This window comes from Vibrio sp. Vb1729, from assembly GCF_033338655.1.
Taxonomy (GTDB): domain Bacteria; phylum Pseudomonadota; class Gammaproteobacteria; order Enterobacterales; family Vibrionaceae; genus Vibrio; species Vibrio alginolyticus.
The window spans coordinates 790,938-809,848 of record NZ_JAWOTB010000011.1 but is presented as its reverse complement, the minus strand read 5'-3'; the positions used below and the strand labels follow the sequence as shown (position 1 = coordinate 809,848).

Annotated in this window: 17 protein-coding genes; 6 read left to right on the top strand and 11 right to left on the bottom strand. The window is 43.1% G+C overall.

The annotated features are described in order from the left end of the window. Positions 1-44: 44 nt before the first annotated feature. From R7E29_RS08375 to R7E29_RS08360, 4 genes are all read right to left on the bottom strand, one after another. Positions 45-308, bottom strand: coding sequence for a major coat protein (locus R7E29_RS08375; RefSeq protein WP_021448020.1), 264 nt, complete (start codon positions 306-308; stop codon positions 45-47). A gap of 270 nt (positions 309-578) precedes the next feature. Then, positions 579-884 (bottom strand): hypothetical protein, encoded by a 306-nt coding sequence (locus R7E29_RS08370; protein WP_005389159.1) that lies wholly within the window; start codon positions 882-884, stop codon positions 579-581. Between the two features lie 83 nt (positions 885-967). After that, on the bottom strand, positions 968-2,998 hold the full coding sequence (locus tag R7E29_RS08365) for a replication endonuclease (protein WP_262644959.1): 2,031 nt from the start codon (positions 2,996-2,998) through the stop codon (positions 968-970). Then, a complete protein-coding gene (locus tag R7E29_RS08360) occupies positions 2,998-3,300 on the bottom strand; it encodes a hypothetical protein (protein ID WP_029850290.1) in 303 nt (100 codons plus the stop codon). Before R7E29_RS08360 ends, R7E29_RS08365 begins: the two co-directional genes overlap by 1 nt. 199 nt (positions 3,301-3,499) lie before the next feature. Here R7E29_RS08360 and R7E29_RS08355 point away from each other — a divergent pair, with 199 nt between their 5' ends. Beyond that, positions 3,500-3,868 (top strand): DUF3693 domain-containing protein, encoded by a 369-nt coding sequence (locus tag R7E29_RS08355; RefSeq protein WP_318082581.1) that lies wholly within the window; start codon positions 3,500-3,502, stop codon positions 3,866-3,868. Between the two features lie 222 nt (positions 3,869-4,090). On the opposite strand, the gene yciH is transcribed toward R7E29_RS08355, so the two are convergent. The 4 genes from yciH to R7E29_RS08335 all read right to left on the bottom strand — a co-directional run bounded on the left by yciH (position 4,091) and on the right by R7E29_RS08335 (position 6,627). Beyond that, positions 4,091-4,402: a stress response translation initiation inhibitor YciH gene (yciH, locus tag R7E29_RS08350; protein WP_005376292.1), complete on the bottom strand. Its 312-nt coding sequence runs from the start codon at positions 4,400-4,402 to the stop codon at positions 4,091-4,093. 1 nt (position 4,403) lies between these two features. Further along, complete coding sequence (locus tag R7E29_RS08345; protein ID WP_005376294.1) at positions 4,404-4,790, bottom strand: DUF3319 domain-containing protein; 387 nt, start codon at positions 4,788-4,790, stop codon at positions 4,404-4,406. A 128-nt stretch (positions 4,791-4,918) separates the two neighbouring features. After that, positions 4,919-5,908 (bottom strand): D-alanine--D-alanine ligase, encoded by a 990-nt coding sequence (locus R7E29_RS08340; RefSeq protein WP_017821896.1) that lies wholly within the window; start codon positions 5,906-5,908, stop codon positions 4,919-4,921. Positions 5,909-6,057: 149 nt separating this feature from the next. Beyond that, positions 6,058-6,627: an SPOR domain-containing protein gene (locus R7E29_RS08335; RefSeq protein ID WP_005390018.1), complete on the bottom strand. Its 570-nt coding sequence runs from the start codon at positions 6,625-6,627 to the stop codon at positions 6,058-6,060. A 236-nt stretch (positions 6,628-6,863) separates the two neighbouring features. On the opposite strand from R7E29_RS08335, the gene R7E29_RS08330 reads away from it, so the two are divergent. Next, positions 6,864-9,497: a bifunctional acetate--CoA ligase family protein/GNAT family N-acetyltransferase gene (locus R7E29_RS08330; protein WP_213906644.1), complete on the top strand. Its 2,634-nt coding sequence runs from the start codon at positions 6,864-6,866 to the stop codon at positions 9,495-9,497. A 77-nt stretch (positions 9,498-9,574) separates the two neighbouring features. On the opposite strand, the gene R7E29_RS08325 is transcribed toward R7E29_RS08330, so the two are convergent. Next, the gene (locus R7E29_RS08325; RefSeq protein ID WP_017634152.1) at positions 9,575-10,462 is read right to left on the bottom strand and encodes a LysR family transcriptional regulator; all 888 of its coding nucleotides are present in this window, start codon (positions 10,460-10,462) and stop codon (positions 9,575-9,577) included. Between the two features lie 231 nt (positions 10,463-10,693). Between R7E29_RS08325 and R7E29_RS08320 the strand changes: the two genes are divergently transcribed. Continuing rightward, positions 10,694-12,832, top strand: coding sequence for a TonB-dependent hemoglobin/transferrin/lactoferrin family receptor (locus tag R7E29_RS08320; RefSeq protein ID WP_053303617.1), 2,139 nt, complete (start codon positions 10,694-10,696; stop codon positions 12,830-12,832). 334 nt (positions 12,833-13,166) lie between these two features. Here R7E29_RS08320 and galE read toward each other — a convergent pair whose 3' ends face one another. Continuing rightward, positions 13,167-14,183: a UDP-glucose 4-epimerase GalE gene (gene galE, locus R7E29_RS08315; RefSeq protein WP_005386320.1), complete on the bottom strand. Its 1,017-nt coding sequence runs from the start codon at positions 14,181-14,183 to the stop codon at positions 13,167-13,169. A 54-nt stretch (positions 14,184-14,237) separates the two neighbouring features. After that, complete coding sequence (locus R7E29_RS08310) at positions 14,238-16,196, bottom strand: diguanylate cyclase domain-containing protein (RefSeq protein WP_054575990.1); 1,959 nt, start codon at positions 16,194-16,196, stop codon at positions 14,238-14,240. 319 nt (positions 16,197-16,515) lie between these two features. On the opposite strand from R7E29_RS08310, the gene R7E29_RS08305 reads away from it, so the two are divergent. From R7E29_RS08305 to R7E29_RS08295, 3 genes are read left to right on the top strand one after another with little or no spacing between them, the layout of a single operon-like run. Continuing rightward, positions 16,516-17,271 (top strand): 5-oxoprolinase subunit PxpA, encoded by a 756-nt coding sequence (locus tag R7E29_RS08305; protein WP_005386314.1) that lies wholly within the window; start codon positions 16,516-16,518, stop codon positions 17,269-17,271. After that, on the top strand, positions 17,271-17,954 hold the full coding sequence (locus R7E29_RS08300) for a 5-oxoprolinase subunit B family protein (RefSeq protein WP_053303615.1): 684 nt from the start codon (positions 17,271-17,273) through the stop codon (positions 17,952-17,954). The genes R7E29_RS08305 and R7E29_RS08300 overlap by 1 nt, the downstream gene beginning before the upstream one ends. After that, positions 17,951-18,886 (top strand): biotin-dependent carboxyltransferase family protein, encoded by a 936-nt coding sequence (locus R7E29_RS08295; protein ID WP_005376316.1) that lies wholly within the window; start codon positions 17,951-17,953, stop codon positions 18,884-18,886. The genes R7E29_RS08300 and R7E29_RS08295 overlap by 4 nt, the downstream gene beginning before the upstream one ends. Positions 18,887-18,911: the final 25 nt, after the last annotated feature.

The following is an 18,911-nucleotide window of genomic DNA, read 5'->3' as shown; positions in this document are numbered from 1 at the left end:
ATTCGGAGGCGTTGACCAATGGGTGTATAAAGCAGTCGTTAGAATTACGTTGCTTTGTTTGCACCTTTCTTGAATAGCTTGATGCCGATGAAACCAACCGTCATTGGCACGGCGATGCCCCATGTCGAGGTGAGCATTTCAGTGACGTAACTTGCCAGTGTGCTAAAGGCTTGTGTTGCCACTTCTGGCAGTGCTGCATTCGCAGAAGATGCTGCCATGAGAAGTGCACCACCAAATGCCGCACGTTTTGCTGTTACTACTGCGCCAGCCTTAGCCATTGCTGCGCGTACTTTGCTTTGCTTTTCCATAGTCTTATTTCCTATGTTATGGTTTATGAAGAAGTTGAAACCTCAGCCGCTTTCTTGAATCCGAGAATGTGGAAGCCAATCGAGAAGCCAAGGATAAAGGCTGTCGCGAAACAGCCGAGCATGAACTCTGATGACAGCATTTATCTTTGTCCTCCGACCATCCAACCGAGCGCAACTAGCAAGAAACAAATGCCTAAGAACACCATTAACTGAAAGTTATCGAGTCGAGCCATTAGCTCTGCAAATTGCGTCTCGGTCATGATTTAGCCCTTACTTTTCGTTTAATTGAGGTAGGGCGTAGAGATGGAAACCGTCGATAGAGACGTGTTTACCCTCATCGTTACCAAAGCTGAATTTCTTGTGTTCCACATCAAACATCATGCGATTACCCACACAACGCTTGAGCAGTTCGCCAGCCTTGCCGTTTTCCCAAAGCTCAGGAGACACGCGCACTTCAATAGTGTCTGTTGGGTTGGTCGTGATAAGACGCAGCTTGCCGTTTTGCTTTTGTTCGCCGTTACGGTCTGTTTTGGTTTCTTGAACGATGTCCGAAACATCTAGAATTAAACCTTCCATTCTCATAGTGTTTTGCCCTTATTTTTACGTTGTTGGTTAGTTGAAAATTGAAATGACAGTTATTGACACAAGTCCAAGGGAAATTAATGCATCATGTCGGGCGGGGCTGCGCCCACCCAACACGACGCATTAATTTCCTGAGGGTCGGTGAGCAACAGCGCTTCCATTTCGTCATAGAGCGCTAGGTGTTTTTCGTACTGCTCGTAAAGGTCGTCATACATACGTTCGTACTCTTTTTCACGCTCTAGCGCGTCGAAGTAATCGACCACGTTAGACATGATGCCTTGTTGAGCACGGATGAATTGCTCTTTGTTCTCGGTTTTCCAAGTACGGAAACGAGTAGCGATAAAAATCTTATGGAACATCAAGCCATTCAAACGCGCTTGAGCCATATCGCCGTATCGAGTCGATGAGTATTCACCGCCTGAAGCAATCAGTTTTTCGATTGAGGTTGAAACGGAGTATTCCGCTTTTACTGGTTGGTCTTTGCGCTTAACGAACACACCGCCCATTGCGTAACAAAACGCTTTCCAGTCGCCCTCATCAGCAGAGCGGCGAACCTTTTCTAATAGAAAGTGTTCGTCTTGAGATAAATCTGTAAACAAAGCATCGTCCTCTTTGAATTCATCACGAAGACGACGAAGCTCACGCCATACCGTGACAGATGGACCACCAATAAATTGAAATTGACGAATTTGATTCACACGCGCCCAAGTCACGACACGTTCTGCCGCATCTGAGCCAGACAAAGACGAACCTTTGTCAGAATCAATGTGTTGACCGTCGATGTTTTTGCTCAGGTACTTAGCGACATAACCAACGGCTGAACCTTGCGACCAGTCGATAAGCTCCGCTTTGAAACGGGCTTTCTTTGCGCCTTTTTCGTCTGGCGAGTCAGCCATAGCAAGACGACGAAACTCAGACGTCACAAATTTGCGTGCGGATTTTTCCATGAACAGCAACAAGTGGTGATGCGGCGTGCCGTCTTGGTGAGGCTCAACAATGCGCATCCCGTAAACCTTGATTTTGCTTTTATCAATCGACTTACGAAGATTCGCCCAAACGCCCATTAGGTAAGCGTGAGCCGCTTTCGCGTCAGGCTTGCCAGCCTCAAGCCATTTAGGGTTGATGTCACCCTTAGAAACAGAGTGAAAACGAGACGGAGCTGTTACCGTGAAGAACACCGCATCATGATTAGATTCTTGAGCGATTTCCTCAAAGCCACGCAGACGAACGAACATTTCAGCGCGGCGAATCTCAGCGTTAGAAACCGACTTAGCGGATAGCTCACTGAGTGTGAAGTAGTTAGACGGGTCAGCCTCATCGTAAGCAATCGTGTTTTCTAGCGCGATACGATTAGACGTATTGCGGTCACGTTGACGGTTTAGAGAAAAATCCGAGCAGTAAACTTGCTTACGGCGTTGAACAAGCGCTAAATCGCGCGCAACACATTCAACCTCGTAAGCACATTTACGGCGCAGCTGACGAACAAGCCAATGCTCATCAAGCGCACGGTTCACCAATGCGAAAAGTTCACAGTTGTTTTCTGCGTATTGAACTTGCTCAGGTGAGAATGCCAAGCCTAATGAATCAAGAAGTTGAACCGCTTTATCAAAACGCGCTTGTGATTCTTCAAGAGGAATCGCACTTAACACGCGAGAAAAGTCGCGTGATTTGCGCTTGGCTAGATTGGTAATTTGCTCATCTGACATCGCGTAGCTGTAGCCGTGCTCAGTCAAACGGTCGTGAGCGTCGTTAACTGCGCGTACAGCTTCCAGAGCGTTGCGTGTTTTCAGAATGTCGGTGTAAGCACGTGTCATGTGTCGAGCGAAGTCGCCGTTACGGTGTAATGATTTCGGCAAGTCCAAACAAGGGTTAGAAGTAGGGCGCTCAATAAAATCTGACAGGTCGTGTGAGTAGATTGGCGCACTCATTGCCGATTTCACTGCCGACGGAATGAAATCCTCAGGCGTTGTGAATCTGTGGTCGACGTACTCAAAACGATGGTCGAATAAGTTGTCAGGAATATGCTCACATGAAGCCCAAGAATGGACAGGAACAAAATCAATCCATTCTTGTTTGCCTGATGCCAAATCAATAACAAGTTCACGCATTATTGAGCCTCAAACTCTGAGTAGAATTTACGCTTCTCATCTTTGCCAGAGCAATGTGAAACAACCAGATACTCATAAACAGTGACGCGACCGTCAGAGGCATAGTCGCGAGCCAAATCACCACAAAATTCATGGTCAAGATAAAACGAAAAAGTTTCGTAATCGTCGTATGGGATTTCAAACGAGTCGTAGATAAGAGAACCAAAGAAATAAATACCCGCCGCAATAACCGAGACAAGGAACAAACTCCAAGCGCGATTCAGATATATTTCTAGTTTTTTTGTATTGGAGACTTCTGACATAACAACCACCTTGACTAGTTGTGAGAGCGACCGCCAAAGCCAAGCGCGAAAGCGTCAAGGGCAAACGCCCAGAGCTAAGGCGGTCTGATACTGATTGAATAACCAAATTTGGTTAGTAGCGTAATCACCAAAATTGGTTAGCGCAAGACACCAAAAATGGTGATTGATAAGCTAAACTGACGGAAACGGAGGAAGCGGTATGTATCAGAACAAACTATTAGATGCCTACAAAAAGGCTCAAAGTTACGTACAAGACAAGCAAATTGCAGTGGATATGAATGTACCGCCGCAGAGAATCAGTGATTTCCGCAAAGGAAAACGTTATATGACTGATACACAAGCAATTTTTCTTGCAGAGCAATCAGGTTTAGACCCTGAGATTGCATTGTTGGGGTGTCACGCTGATCGCAATGATAATCCGCAGATAAAAGCAGTATGGGAAGGAATTGCAAAAAAGTTTAATGGGCTTGGATTGTCAGGAATCTCAATGGCTTGCACTGGATTGGCCTTAGTGATTGCAAGTCCACAGGAACCACTATTACAGTGCGCATTATATGTGTTATGTTAAATTGTATGTCGTCGTACGCTAAATGCTGTCTGAGTATGCTCCTATTCCCCTGCAGATTTTAAATTTAAGGGCCTTACTGTGAGCATTAAACATAATCGTTATTTACCATAAAATAGCTAATATCGATCTATCAATCTACGATTGCTTGCCCTTCAATTAGCAACTTATAAAAAATGGCGTCTATTTCTTTAGACGCCATTTTTGTTTACTGGAAATATTAAATTAGCCACCGGCTAATTTGACTGTCATGCCTTTCTTTTCAAGATGTGCCTTGATCTTGTCTCTAGCATCACCTTGAATCTCGATATTGCCATCTTTTACAGAGCCACCACAGCCACAGACTTTTTTGAGTTCTGCCGCTAATAACTTTAAAGGTGCATCATCCAAGTCTAAACCTGTAACAATGCATACGCCTTTACCTTTACGGCCTTTCGTTTGGCGCTGAATCCGAACAACACCATCGCCTTTAGGGCGAGATACTTTTTCTTCTTCCGGTTTAATTCGACCGGTCTCTGTTGAATATACCAGAGTCATTCTATTGTTTCTTTTGTTGTTGAGCTTGCATCGCTTTTTGCTTTGCAACCAAATAAGCTTCGATATGGCGTTGAATAGCGGCTTTACTGCCCTTAATCAGTTTACCATTAAACATACAGTACCAAGAGTTAGGTTGGCCTGTATCGTTTTGAATAGTATAGCCGTTAAAGACCTCTGATTTTGCAACACCAGTTTGCTGCACTCTTTGCCCGAGTGAAGCAAACTCTTTGGGATCAATAATCGATGCGGTGTCACACCACCAATCAATGCTTTTCTTTACCGCCGTCAAACTGCCCTGTAAAACGTGGTTCTTGATTTTAACCTTCCAAACACTGCCATCTGATCCGACTGACTGCAGGTTAAAACCTCTATAATTTGAAATCGCCATACCACTGAGTCATCTGTTTAATGCGTTGATATAATCATAATTGCTACTGAGCAATATTCAAATACGGCTTGAATAATCCTTGCTCTAGAAAACAACTTGTATCATAAAACGCGTCTCGATAACGTTAATCACTTTGCACTGTTTATACAATCTTCCAAGAACTCATGAAATTTGTGCCCGTTGTTTTGAAGCATTTTAGGGAACATTGAGATCGGAGTCATTCCTGGAAATGTGTTTACTTCGTTTAAGTAAATCTCATCATCTTCCGTTAGGAAAAAGTCGATACGAGATAAATGACGAAGATTCATTTGTTTAAATACCGTCTCTGACGCGTGTTGGATGGAATCTAATTGTACTTGAGTTAGATTCTTCGCCTCAACTTCTGTGAGCGAGTGACTTGAACTGCTGTACTTTTCATCGTACGAGTAAAAAGCACCATCAGGCGCGATGACCTCGCCTGGCTTAGTGATATGTAGTTGGCCATTCATCTCATATGCAGCAACTTCAAGTTCTCGAGGTTTTACTGCTTTCTCAACCAACACTTGGTCAGAAAACCCAAAAGCATCATTTACTGCATTAGAAAGCTTGTCTTTTTCTGTGACACTGTAACAGCCAACGGAAGAGCCTTGGCGAGCGGCTTTAACAAAAACTTTTCCCCACTTTTCAAAGGCTTTATGAGCTTGAACGTGAGCTTCTTCATCGTTTCGCGTTAAGAATAAGTATGGCGTATTGGGTATGCCGATAGCGTCGTACCAAAGCTTAGATGTGATTTTATTGAAACTATTGCTACTCGCTTCTGGCCCGCAGCCAAGATAAGGAATACCTGCGATTTCAAACAGAGATTGAATGTCGCCTGTTTCGCCAGGAAAACCATGTATACAAGGCACGATGAAATCAATGGTTTGATTAGATTCACTTGAGCACAACTGCTTGGTATTGAGATCCAGGTAAACCAACTCACCTTGGTTGGTCATCCAACCTTCGTTTTTTATTTCTACGCGTGTAACGTGAACGTCTTCAATAAGATTTAGTTGTTGTTCGACAAAGTTTGCAGACAATAATGAAATCTCGTGCTCAGAAGAGCCACCGCCGCATAGTAAAAGAATATTTTTAATCATGAATCCATCTTTCCGTGACCTACAAAAGATACTATTTATTATGATAAACCTTTGAAGTGTGACGTACAGTAATTTTAATGTGAGGAATGTTGTTCGAATAGGATTTGAGCAAATAAATAAGGGAGCTATTCGCTCCCTTATTTTATGTGTTAATTTAATTTGTTAAGCGTTGGGTAAGCTGAGTTTTTGATTGCATCAATGCTTTTAACAAATGGCCTTAACTGCTGAAATTGAGCTGGCAAAGTCGAAATCGCTTGCTTGGCTTCTGCGCTTGTTGCGTAGTCTCCGTATAAAACTGAGAACCACTTAGTACCGTTTACAACTTTGTAGTTTTCCCAAATTGGCTGACCGTTCTGTGGCAGCTTATTTGCAAACTGATCGACTTTAGCTTGGCTACCCACAGCTGCGACTTGAATGGTATAGCCGAATCGTTGAATGCCAGCTTGCTTTTTACTTGGTGGTACGATCTTAACTGGCTTCGCCTGCTCTTTTGGCGTTAGCTTGACTACTTTCTTTTCTTCAGGCTTTGCCGTCATTTTCACAACAGTTGGTTGTACGTCTTTTTCTACTACAGCGTTTTCAGACGCCATAATTGGTTTAGAGATACGATCTGATTTGTAGTCCTCTCGGTAACTTTCTGAGGTCACATCCGTGATGTAAGTTTCAGATGCACAAGCAGAAAGCAGAACTGACAAGCCGATGATTGCGATTTTTTTCATGAAGTAACAAATGCTCTGGATAAATATTACGATAAATCATGCCGATAGCAGGGCCGTTTATCAAGCATCAAATACAATAATCTGTGATTTTGATGTGATGAATAACACAAACTCCATAAGCATCGTACACATTTTCTGCAATGTCTGGTCTGAAGATGTTTTATCAGTAAATTATTCGTTTATGATTGATATGAAACCGAGAAGCCAACGTGACTTACAAACGGCTAGGAGTCAGCATGAATAAACTAAATAAACTCTTTAAACCCAACTCTGTGGCCGTTATTGGGGCATCTCAAAAAGCATTGCGAGCAGGACATGTTGTGATGCGCAACCTTCTACAAAGTGGATTTGGTGGCGCGATTATGCCAGTAACGCCGCGATATAAAGCCGTATCTGGCGTGATCGCTTACCCTGATGTAGCTTCCCTGCCCTATACGCCAGATATTGCAATTTTGTGTACGAACGTTTCACGTAACGAGCAATTGCTTAAAGAGCTAGATGAGAGAGGCACACCGTTTGCGATTGTTATCTCTGATGACCCTAAGCCTTTAGATATCTCATCATTGAACATTCGAGTTTTAGGCCCAAACAGCTTAGGTATCATTCTTCCTTGGCACAATTTTAACTGCACGTTTTCCCCTGTCGCAGCTAAACCCGGAAAAATTGCTTTCATCTCACAATCCGCGGCGGTTTGTACCACGGTTTTAGACTGGGCAAATGATAAGAACATTGGTTTTTCTTCGTTCATTTCAATTGGGCGTGGACAGGATATCGATTTTGCAGATTTGCTCGACTATTTGAGTATGGATGGAAACACAGAAGCTATTCTGCTTTATGTTGATAATATCCAAGACGCTCGCCGATTTATGTCTGCTGCGCGAGCCGCTTCACGTAACCGACGTATATTGGTGCTAAAAGCGGGCCGCTCTAAAGAGATGAATACTTTTAAGCAGCAAGACGGAGATACACTTGACGTAATTTACGATTCTGCTATTCGCAGAACTGGTATGTTACGAGTCAGCAATACGCATGAGCTTTTTGCCGCGGTTGAAACACTCACGCATTCTGTGCCACTTCGTGGAGAGCGTTTAGCGATCATCACCAATGGCGGCGGCCCTGCTGTTATGTCCGTTGATACTTTGATTGAACGTGGTGGCCAACTCGCAACGCTTGATGACGCTTCCATTGAGCAATTACAAGCAGTACTTCCATCCAACTGGCGTGCTCGAAATCCAATTGATCTGTCTGGTGACGCAACCCAAAAACGCTATATTGATACCATTAACGCACTGATGAATAACGACTGTGCAGATGCGATATTGATTATGCATAGTCCTTCTGCTGTTTCTGATCCTCTTGAAACTGCTCAAGCCGTTATTAATGCAATCAAATCTCACCCTCGGCATAAGCATTTTAATATCTTGACCAACTGGTCAGGAGAACAAACGTCGAGAGAAGCGCGACTGACCTTTACTCAAGCAGGCATTCCAACCTATAGAACACCTGAAAGTGCGGTTGTAGCATACATGCACTTGGTCGAATACAGACGAAACCAGAAACAACTAATGGAAACGCCAACGACGGCAGAGCCATTACATTCAGGAAGTGTGAGTTCAGCAAAAGAATGGGTAAACGAACGACTACTGGATAAAAACACAGTCTCCTTAGATACGCATCAAACTAGCCCATTATTTAAGCTGTTCGGGTTTAACGTTTTGCCGACGTGGATTGCATCTGACGACATTGAAGCCGTTCATATGGCAGAAAATATTGGATATCCTGTTGCGGTTAAATTGCGTTCTCCAGACATTCCTCATAAATCTGATGTTCACGGTGTCGCTCTAAATTTAAGAAACAGTCGAGAAGTTTCCAACGCAGCGCTATCCATTTTAGATACCGTAAAGCTCAGCTACCCTTCCGCCAATGTACATGGGCTGTTGGTACAAGGGATGGCAAAGCTCGGCAGCGCTGAAGAGCTACGGATTAGTATTGCAGTAGATAAAGTCTTTGGACCAGTGATCTTGCTTGGTCAAGGCGGCTCTGAGTGGAATATCGCCCAAGATGCCGTCGCTGCACTTCCTCCTTTGAACATGACGCTTGCGCGCTACCTTGTCGTTGTTGCCCTAAAGTCTGGAAAGATTCGCCTGCAGAAACACAAAGATGCGCTCGATATTACTGAGTTGTCGAAGTTCTTGGTTCGTATCTCCCAAATGGCAGTTGAGTTACCAGAAATACAAAAACTGGATATCCATCCAGTGCTAGTGTCCGGAAGCGATTTAACTATCCTTGATGCAGATGTCACACTGTGTAAGTACGAAGGAGACGCCCAAAAACGGCTAGCGATTCGCCCTTTCCCGGCAGAGTTTGTCGAAACGGTGACGCTTCGAGATGGCCAACCTATCCTGCTTCGCCCTATCTTGCCTGAGGATGAGCCGCTGCATGCTCAATTCATTAATAGCGTATCGAAAGAAGATCTCTATAAGCGTTTCTTTTCTGAAGTTGGAGAGTTCAACCATGAGGCTTTGGCAAACTTTACTCAAATAGACTACGACCGCGAAATGGCGTTTGTTGCGGTAGCGTTTAATACTGACGGACCGTCTATCATAGGGGTAGCCCGCGCATTGATTACACCAGACAATAGTGACGCTGAGTTTGCTATTTTGGTTCGTTCAGATTTGAAAGGAAAAGGTTTAGGCAAAGTGCTGATGCAGAAAATAATCAGCTATTGCAAAATTAAAGGCACAAAGCAAATGTCTGGAATGACCATGCCAACAAACAGAGGAATGTTGATGTTGGCTCAGAACTTGGGGTTTGAGATCGATGTCCAGTTTGCAGACGGTACGGCAGATATGGTGCTCCCTTTAAATTGAAAAGCGCAGCATTAGCGATGACTTTTACTTCTTACATTCGATAATCAATGGGAATCTAAGAAGTAAAAGTTACGTTGTTACTTTAGTTTCCAATTCTTTTTTAAGTACTGAATACACCAGGATTTTGCCTCACCCATAGTGTTCCGGCGCCATGCCAAAATAATATCCATCGGCTGTTCTTCAGTGCCTTCGATTCGTTTCAATACACCACTATCAATAAGAGGTTGTGCAATTTGGCTTGGTAATGTACCAATGCCTAAACCTGCAGTTAGCGCTTCTACTTTTGCCGTAAAGTTGGTGACGGTCAAGCGAGGCTGTTTTTGAATGATATTAATTGAGAGCGCTGGTTGCTCACGTGCGGTATCTGCAATAGCAATAATCCGATACTTTTCTCGCGCTGCTTCATCAAACTTACCACTACGCTTGTGAACATAGTGATCAGCGGAAGCTACCCAATACATACTCATTTTACCAATTTTTTCTGACTTAACTTCTTGAGGAAGCGTATCCAGTGATGGGCAAATCAGTAAATCAGCTCTCCCCGTATTCAACGACTCCCAGCTACCAGCCAGAATCTCCTCTTGCAGCCTGACTCGAGTTGAGCTGACCTCGGCCAGCGCATCAACCATCGGGAAAAAGTTGGATATAGGAATAATGCCATCGAAGGCAATGGTAATATCCAGTTCCCAGCCATTCGCCAATAACGTTGCATCGTTCACTAACTTTTCACTGGCTTGTAAAATGGCTCTTCCTCTTTCAAGAATAAGCTTACCTGCTTCAGTAAAATGGGCTTTGTGACCAGAGCGATCGAAGATAATAATGTCTAAGTCTTGCTCGAGTTTCTGGATTTGATAGCTCAGCGATGACGGGGCTCTGTCTAACTCATTCGCAGCAGCAGCAAAACTCCCTCTTCGATCAATAGCATCTAGAATATGGAGTGCTTCTAACGTAATTGGACTCTGCACATGGCCTCTCTTAATGTGACATTCATCACATTCGTTGTATTTGGATGAACTTATCAAGAACTAACGACAAATAATATAACATATTGATAACTAAAGACTAGGAATGCTCATAGCCTAAGAAGAAGATTCAATACAAATCAATAAATGACAATGGTAATGATAGTAATTACCATTTAGATCCATTAATATCCGCGTGTTGTTACCTATTATGGATCTAAGGTATTGAAGCCAATGTATAAAAAATCAATTTTGTCAGCCTCCATTTTAGTTGCCCTTTCCCATACTGCTTATGCGGAAGAAGCTTCTAAGTTTGAAGAAGTCGTTGTGTCGGCCACCCGTACCAACCAAACCATAAACACTGTTGCTGCTTCTGTTGCTGTTGTATCAGAGAAAGACATCGAAGAAAACATGGTAAAGGACTTGAATGATCTATTCGAGTATACGCCAGGGGTTACTGTTAATGGCACTCAACGCCAAGGCGTCCAAAGTATTAACATTCGCGGGATGGAAGGTAAACGAGTTAAAATCTTAGTAGACGGTGCATCTCAACCAGGTGTATTCAGCGGTGGACCATATTCGTTTATCAATTCTAGTGCCGTTACTGTCGACCCCGATATGCTAAAGAGTGTCGAAATTGTTAAAGGAGCAGCTTCTAGCCTACATGGTAGTGATGCAATTGGCGGTGTTGTCGCATTCGAAACAAAAGATCCGAAGGATTTCCTCAAAGATGGTAAAGACTTTGGTGGTCAAGCTAAACTCTCTTATTCATCGGAAGATAACTCTTTTAGTGAGCATGTAGCTTTAGCAAAGCGTTTCGGTAATACAGAAGCACTTATAGCCTTTACACGCCGTGATGGTGCAGAGCTACAAAATTTCTCTAAGGCGCCTTACGATAACTATTCTGTGGACAACCAAGATTATTACAAAAACGATCTATTGGTAAAACTTCAATCTCAATTGAATGACGCTCATCGCTTGGAGTTCTTGGGAGAAGTTATTTACAACGAGACTGACTCAGAGATCGCACATAAAAGTTACAAAAACTTCAACGCTGAAGACACAACCAAGCAAAATCGCATTGGGCTCAAGCACATTTGGTTTGCAGATGCAGCTATCTCGGATACGATCACGTCCAAGCTTACATGGATTGGTAAAGAAGAAAACGGCGTGTCTAATCGCTTTATCGAAGCCAGCCCAGGTTACCCACCTTACGTACCGCCTAGTGGTGACAACCAACAGAAAAAAGATTACGAATATACTGAAGACAAATTTGAATTCGAAACTCAGTTAGATAAAGAGATTCAAAATCACTATATTGTTTACGGAATATCGTACAAACATAGTGACATCAGTAATACCAATCGCGAGTTTAATTCCGATCCTGGCACGCCAGATACTGTTTACGTTTACACACCGGATGCAAAAGAAGAAAGCTTTGGTTTATTCTTGCAAGATGAAATTTCGCTTCTTAATGACAAGCTAATTCTGACTCCAGGTGTGCGTTACGATTACTTCTCTACTAATCCTTCAAATACTTCTGAAGAGTCATTCGAGAAGTTTAGCGACTCTGCATTAACTGGTCGTTTAGGAGCAACTTACTCTGTATCGCAACCTGGCACGATCTTCGCGCAAGTGAGCCAAGGGTTCCGAGCGCCATCGTTCGACGAGCTTTACTACACCTACGATAATCCGGCTCATGGCTATACCAACCGCCCTAACCCAAATTTGGGATCTGAAAAGAGTTTGTCTTATGAACTTGGTTACCGTCATAACACTGCAGCGTCTGCAACTGAAGTAGCGTTCTACTACAGTGATTACAGTGACTTTATTGAGCAAACGTCATCAAACAATGGTGGTTTAACTGAATTCACAAATATCAATATTAGTGAAGCAAACATTAAAGGGGTTGAGCTCTCTAACCGTCTTGATTGGCATGCCATTGCTGGTCTTCCATCAGGCGTGACAACTCGCTTTGTTGCAGCATACACAGAAGGTGAAGATGGTGATGGTAATCCTTTGAACAGTGTAAACCCATGGAATGCCGTAGCTGCTGTAAATTACGATTCACCAAATGCACTTTGGGGGACAAGCCTAAAAGTAAACTACACGGCTAAGAAATCGAACAGTGATATCAACTCTGATGGTGATAAAGGCGGAATCAAAGACCAAGTTGCTTTGCCGTCTGCGACAGTCGTTGACTTAACGGCGTACTACAAACCAATGAAAGATATAACCATTCGTGCTGGTGTTATGAATCTAACGAATGAAGAATACCATCTTTGGAACGATGTTCGCGGTAAGACTGAGTTAAGTCGAGACAAAACGCAAGCTGAGCGTAATTACAACATTAGTGTTAAATACGAGTTCTAAACCTTAAAAACACAAAAGCCAGCGTAATGCTGGCTTTTTTATGGCTTTCATTTCAAAAATGTAAAGAAAAGTATGAAAAATGAAAGTTTACTGTTTTGCCATCTCTTTTTTCACCATTACTGCTGCTGCAATGATGAAAGTGATGATCAGACCGAGTTCCATGAACTACCCCAATAGCTACGAGAAAATTTATAACCCAAATTAAGAGTCGGGCATAGTTTAACAGCTCTATATATACTTGCTACCTTTTAACCAGTAATTTACGATTTTTTCCGATTTGGATCAAAAAAGACGCAATTATGCGCCTTTTTGTTACTATTATGTAAATTAAAGATTAGGCATCTGGATAACCTTGAGGGTTAGTAGACTGCCAGCGCCATGTATCGCCAGTCATTTCTTCTAGAGTACGAGTTGCTTTCCAACCTAACTCATTCATCGCTTTTGATGGATCCGCCCAACACTCTGCAATATCACCTGGACGACGCTCAACAAGTTGGTATGGGACATCTTTACCACTTGCGGCTTCAAATGCTTTCACCATGTCCAGTACACTGTAGCCGTTACCAGTACCGAGGTTATAGATATGAAGGCCAGCTTTGCTACCTACTTTTTCTAATGCAGCAACGTGACCATCGGATAAGTCCATTACATGAATATAATCACGTACGCCTGTGCCATCTTTGGTCGGATAATCACTACCAAACACAGAAAGGAACTCTCTGCGCCCTACCGCAACTTGAGAAACAAACGGCATTAAGTTGTTGGGAATACCTTGAGGATCTTCACCTAGCTCGCCTGTTGGATGTGAACCTACCGGGTTAAAGTAACGAAGAAGTGTAATGCTCCAGTCAGGGTTCGCATTTTGGAAGTCGGTTAAACACTCTTCTACCATTAATTTGCTGCGCCCATATGGGTTAGTTGCGCTAGTTGGAAAGTCCTCAGTGATGGGTACAGATGCAGGATCACCGTATACAGTCGCTGATGAACTAAATACCAACGATTTAACTCCGGCTTCACGCATTGCATCAACCAATACTAACGTGCCATTAACGTTGTTGTCGTAATACTCTAGAGGTTTTGCTACAGACTCACCGACGGCCTTTAAACCTGCAAAATGGATAACAGCTTCAATATTGTGCGACTTTAGTGCTTCTACCATCGCCAATTTGTCTCTGATATCGGCTTGAATGAAGGTTGGCTTTACACCACATACCTTTTCAATTCGATCTAATACCGTAGATTTACTGTTGTACAGGTTGTCTAGAATTACTGGCGTCATGCCAGCTTCGATCATTTGAATACACGTATGACTACCGATATAACCCATACCACCCGTAACGAGTACTTTCATTTTATTATTCCTTCTGACGCGAATCGGGTTAGTTTAAAGCTTTGACGTTACGATTTAAACTGTCTCTTGTAATTCGCATCCCATTAATATTGCTTGGCCTTTCCCGGCTTTCTTTGCTTGATACATTGCCGTATCCGCACTTTTTAAAACTCGAGTAGCATCGCGCTCATTTACGCCGACTAATTTTACGCCGATACTAACGCCAACTTTGAGTAAGTGACCTTTGTACTCAATTGGAGCACATATGCTCTCGAGCAACTGTTCTGCTATTCGGGTGACCACTTTTTGATTGGCGGGATTAACCAACATGACAAATTCATCACCAGAAAGTCTTGCGATTAAATCACTATGTCTCGTCGCAGATGTTAGACGCTCGGAAACTTTTTTCAAAACTTCATCACCTGCATCATGACCGTAGGTATCGTTAACTTCTTTAAATCCATCCAGATCGAGGTACAAAACTGCAAATTCGTCACGCAAGTATCCAGAGCGTTGTACTAGTTGTTCCAACTCTAAATGGAACTTAGATCGATTGGCTAACCCCGTTAAAGCATCGTGATGAGCTAAATGCTCCAATCGTTCCATCTCTTTTGCGCCGGAAAGGTCGGTAAGAACAATAACCAGATCATAGAAACCATAGTCTTCACACTTAACGATACGATTGACTCGAGCAAACATCGGTACAAACTGACCAATATGGTTCTTCTCGATAACTTCACCTTGCCAAACGCCATAATTTTCTATCGACTCGATGATACTAGGCATCATTTCCTGTAACTTGCGCCACTTTAGCGTTTGGATGAATGACTTCCCAATAAGCTGATCCACCTCTAAGCCGACTAATTTAGTGACGGCAGGGTTTGCCATCGTAATGACACCGCGATGATTAAGAACAATGAGACCATCTTGGCTGCTTTCAAAAACGCGTCCCGCAACACGTTGCCGGTTTATGGCTTCTTCAATTTCGGTGATATCTTGAATCGAAAACAGTAAGTATTCATGTGTCGAGAGGCGACGACTGGTTAGGCTCAACTGCTGTTCGTTATCTGCATTTTTGAGGTGAATATCATCGCACTCTAGGCCTCGACTCAGGATCTGACTCAGCTCATTCGGTGTTTTAGTTTTAATTAAATCACGAATATTGGCATATTTAAGTTCATCTATTTTTTTTTGAAATATTTGCTGAGTCGCCGTATTACAATGAATAACACGTCCGGAATTGTCTGTAATAACTAATGCATGCTGAACAGATTCGATAACCTCTTCTGAAAATGCGCGCTTTTGTTCTAGTGTGTCTAGCGAATGTTGCCGCTGCTTCTCACGTACTGTTAACCTATTCATCATTTGATTGAAAGAGCTCGCGAGGTCTCCAATTTCATCCTTGGCGTAATAGCGAGCTTGATTTTCCGTGTTTCGTCCGTGTGTCACATTCTCTATTACGCGGTTGAGTTCCATCACGGGCTTGAGAACAAGCCTCTCGATACTTATGTAAAAAACAGTGCCACCAGCGATCAGAAACAGAAGAAGTAAAGCGCCATCTTGAAGTAAAGATTGTATGGCTTCTACGATTGGGCGATGAGAAAGCGTGACTCTAATGCTACCAATGACATAGCCATCATGGATAATCGGCTCTAGAACATAAAGAAATTTGGTTGATAAGGCATAGCCTAGAGCGTGCAACCTACTTCTTTCGGTTTGACTGGGAACGGGTGCTAGTGCCCCACTTATCTCCATAACAGCGAATGGTTGGTCATCTTGGTCATAAAGTTTGACCCGCGTTACATTTGGCTGGTTTAAAAAGTTGGCGAGAATAGTTTGAGCTTTTTGCTTGTCCTTTGTCGTCAGCGCATCTTTAATTGAGAAAGAAACGTTGTTAATCAACTTTCTTGTCTGCTCGACCAGTTCATGCTTAGACGATTGGTATACAGTATACGAGGTGTAACCTTTTGAGATAACAAAGATAGCCGTTAAAAAGACCAGAAGAGGCCAAATAAGCTTCGCTCGTAATGACATATATATTCCTGTCGCAGACAACCACAAAAATGACAGAAGAACCATTATGCAATCTATCACCCATGAAGGGCGACAAGATTAACACGATGCTAATGCAAAATAACCTTAAATTCTCAAAAATTGGATGGAAAAGAAACGAAATACCTTAAAATTCGGATCAACTCAAATAACGGCAACATCTTTATGGACTAACGTGATCTTTTTCGTCAGCTATCTGCTCAAAAAGCTTCGTTTTCATGATAGAAGAATGAAGTGAGTCACTGAACCTAGATGCATTTTCCTGCATCGTAAACCCATTGCTTGTGTAGAAATAAAACGTATGACATTGAATAAACAGCAACTTACATTGAACTGTGATATGGGCGAGAGCTTTGGCTCTTGGAGTATGGGCGCAGATGAAGACGTGATGCCCCATGTTGATATGGCGAACATCGCGTGTGGTTTTCATGCCTCCGACCCTAATGTCATGCACGACACCATCACCCTAGCGAATGACAACGATGTTGATATTGGCGCACACCCAGGTTACGCCGACCTACAAGGCTTTGGCAGACGAAGCATAAGCATGACGGGTGATGAAATTACGAACATGGTTATATATCAGGTTGGTGCTTTACAAGCATTATGCCGGGCGCAATACACAGACATCAGTTACATAAAGCCTCATGGTGCTCTATACAACGACATGATGAAAAGTGATGCGATATTTAGAGCGGTAGTAAAGGCGGCAGCACTGTTCAAAGTACCGTTAATGATCCTAGCTTCACAGGAAAACGAAAAATACTTAGAAATCGCAGACGATTATGATGTTCCCTTGCTATTTGAAGCATTTGCAGATCGTTTATACCAAGATGACGGCTTACTGACTCCTAGAACACAGCCCAATGCCGTGTTAAAAAGCGAGCACGCGATACTTGAGCAAGTCCGGACCTTAGCTGACTCTGGGCGTGTCAAAACCGCTTCAGGCGGTTACATATTATTGGAAGCCGATACAATTTGTGTTCATGGTGACAATGAAGAGTCGATCGCGCTGATCCAAAAGATCCGCCAAAGCCTATACGCTGGAGGAAATTAATGCATAAAGAGAAATTTAATATCTCTTTGATCTCCGAGTGCAGTATTTTCATTAAGTTTGATGAGAGTATTTCTGAAAATGCAGTCGGAGAGCTTGCTCGCAGCATAAGAGAAACTTTCGCTTCAATTGTTATGAACGTTGTCCCCTCCTATCAAACTATTCTCATTGATTACTTACCTTTTCGAATCAACGAAAAGAACTTAGTCAATGAGCTGCAACAAATCGTGAGCCAGTTTGATACTCAATCACTTAAGCTTTCCCAGCCGAATCATATTACTATCCCTGTATATTACTCTGAAGAAACCGCGTTAGATCTATCTCGTTTTAAAAAGCGAGGTCTGTCATTAGACGATCTTATTACCCTGCATACGAAAACCGAGTACGCGGTTTCTGCAATTGGCTTTGCTCCAGGCTTTGCATTTCTCTCTGACGTTGATACTCAATTGCACATGGCAAGGCTTGCCACACCAAGAACTCACGTGCCGGCCGGAAGTGTCGGAATCGCAGACTCTAAAACGGCCGTCTATCCATCAGATAGTCCTGGCGGATGGAACATTATTGGTAAAAGCCCGCTTGCGCTCTTCTCCGACTTTCCTCCTTTTATACCGTTTGAAGTGGGTGACAAGGTCACCTTTAATGCTATTTCAAAACAAGAGTTTATCGATTTAGGAGGCGTACTATGAGTTACGGTGGATTACTGGTGGAAAAGCCAGGACCGCTCTCTTTAGTTCAAGACTTTGGTCGTTTTGGCTTGGCGCATGTCGGTGTGACTCAAGGTGGCCCGGTCGACGACTATGCTTACAGTTGGGCCAACCATTTGCTTGGTAACGTAGTCAATTGCGTTGCGATTGAAATTACTTTGGGTAACGCTTGTTTTATTGCCTTGCATAACTGCCACCTTGCTATATGTGGCGGTGATTTAAATGCAAAAATAGATGGTGAACCTATTTCAAATTGGTCTGACTTTACGTTGAAAAAAGGACAGAAGCTTCAGTTCGGAGTCGCAAGGAATGGGCTTCGCTCCTACCTAGCGGTTAAAGGTGGATTCAATGTTGCTCAGCACTTAGGAAGCGCATCGACCGTCTTGCGAGAATCTCTAGGTGGTTATGATTCAAATGGTGGCGCTTTGAAAGCTGGTGATATTCTTCCCTTTGTCCCTCATAACTTACCGAAACGTAAACCAAGGCAAATGACGTTTCGCTTTAAGCCAGATTACAACTTACCCATTAAGCTGAGAGTGATTGAAGGCTATCAGAACGAGGACTTTGATGAAGACGCTCGCCAAGCATTTTATAACAAAGCATTCATCATCTCCCCAAATTCGAATCGCATGGGCTACCGTCTTGAGGGCAATAACATTCGTCCACCTTACGAAGGCGTCCTATCAGAGGGAATTGCATTAGGTTCAATTCAAGTACCTAGCGATGGTAACCCTATTGTGCTGCTCAACGATCACCAGACTATTGGCGGGTATCCTAAATTTGGCTGCGTAGCCCGTATTGACTTACCTAGACTAGCACAGGCGAAACCCGGACAAAAAGTCAATTTTGTGAAAGGAGATAGACTAGGCTTGCAAGAAGTATGGTGCCAATGGGCTCAGTTTTTTGGGTATTAATACAACCACTGAGCCCAAACACAGC